Raw genomic sequence first — 451 nt, forward strand, 5'->3', positions numbered from 1 at the left:
CGATATCGGCAAAGCCCTGCGTGAAGTGACCGGCTGGTATGTCCTTTAGCCTGTTATCTCAGATAGCAAAATGCCGCCCTAGGGTGCAATGCTGATCAGTTAAGGATCCATTGACCGATCCTTCTGCTGTAGGACAATCCGGAACCAATCACTGGTTCCGGATTTTTTATGTCTATTGCAAACGATCTGAACGATGTTGTTGAGGCATCTGGCGACATGCTGGCTCGGCTGGCCATTTTTGCCGACCATATTCCCGACGAATTGATTCCTGCCGCTGCCGCCTTGTCTGAAAAGGCCACTATCCGCCGACGCCGCTTACCTTCTGATATGGTCTTGTGGCTCGTCGTGGGGATGGCCTTTTTCCGCAATGAGCCCATCTCCGAGGTCGCTCGGCACCTCAACATCTGTGCAGAAGGGTTGGCCAATGATGCCTTGCTCGCGGACAGTGCCC

At 53.7% G+C, this 451-nt stretch carries 1 protein-coding gene; it reads left to right on the forward strand.

The window, feature by feature from the left end; translation table 11 throughout:
* Nucleotides 1-168: 168 nt before the first annotated feature.
* Nucleotides 169-451 (forward strand): transposase domain-containing protein (locus B4920_RS25880; protein ID WP_173862702.1); only part of this gene is annotated, 283 nt, incomplete at its 3' end.

Origin of the sequence: Zoogloea sp. LCSB751, from assembly GCF_002028455.1 — a bacterium.
Classification (GTDB): Bacteria; Pseudomonadota; Gammaproteobacteria; order Burkholderiales; family Rhodocyclaceae; genus Zoogloea.